The sequence below is a fragment of the Erwinia sp. MYb416 genome (assembly GCF_037479575.1).
Classification (GTDB): Bacteria; Pseudomonadota; Gammaproteobacteria; order Enterobacterales; family Enterobacteriaceae; genus Erwinia; species Erwinia rhapontici.
On record NZ_JBBGYT010000299.1, the window covers coordinates 439 to 1,223 of the forward strand.

Annotated in this window: 1 protein-coding gene and 1 pseudogene; both read right to left on the minus strand. The window is 54.5% G+C overall.

Annotation, left to right across the window (positions count from 1 at the left end):
• A partial coding sequence (locus tag WH277_RS02695; protein WP_339504266.1) for a HipA N-terminal domain-containing protein occupies nt 1-576 on the minus strand: 576 nt, incomplete at its 3' end.
• Nucleotides 570-785: pseudogene (locus WH277_RS02700) on the minus strand (transcriptional regulator); the annotation flags it as partial. The gene WH277_RS02695 and the pseudogene WH277_RS02700, both read right to left, overlap by 7 nt.

The window sequence follows — 785 nt, forward strand, 5'->3', positions numbered from 1 at the left end:
TTGGAAATCGTCGCTAAACGCCAGTACGGCTTTGGGGCGAGCTCCCCCAGCGCTCATTCCGACTGACATCAGCGCCATCATCGCCTCTCTGTCTTCCTGCCCATGGCGATCGAGGTCGATGCTAAACTGGCCACGTGCATCCAGTATTTCCTGCGCGATGCTGACCAGGGATTCGACCGCCACTTGTTTGCTGGCGTTTAAGCTTTTCACCCTGGTTGCTGGCGCATATTCCAGCGCACCCATCCCTCGTTTACCGGTATATTGCAGGCGTTGCAGCGGAGTAATGTCAGACGGCTGGCGGCCCTGGCTTGCCACCCAGGCATTCAGAACGGCATTACCGAAATCATCCGGCAGGGAATCAGCGATCAATCCGGGTAGCCCTTTAAACGTCGCGAAGTTAAGACCAGAAAAGCTGAAGATCTGCTTAGACAGCGGCATTCTCAGCGGTGACAGCTCGATACCACTTTTGATAAAGCTGGCTTCGTACTCGAATGCCCCCTGATGTGTCTCCGTATTGAAGCTGACGGCCCCTACAGCGCGCCCCTGATAACTGACTCTGACGGCTTCCATTACCATTCCGGTGTCTCCTTGTCGATGCTGGCTTTCTGACCGGTGGCTCTTTGCCGTTTCTTACCCTCCAGCTGAGCTAACTGGATGGGGGAAATGTCCTGTTTGGGGAGAAAGTGGTCCAGTTGCCCGGTCAAATTGAGCGCAGAGAGGAGACTGATAAATATCTCCAGTGGCACTTTCCCTTTCTCAGCATTGATCACCATCTTGCGTGTGAC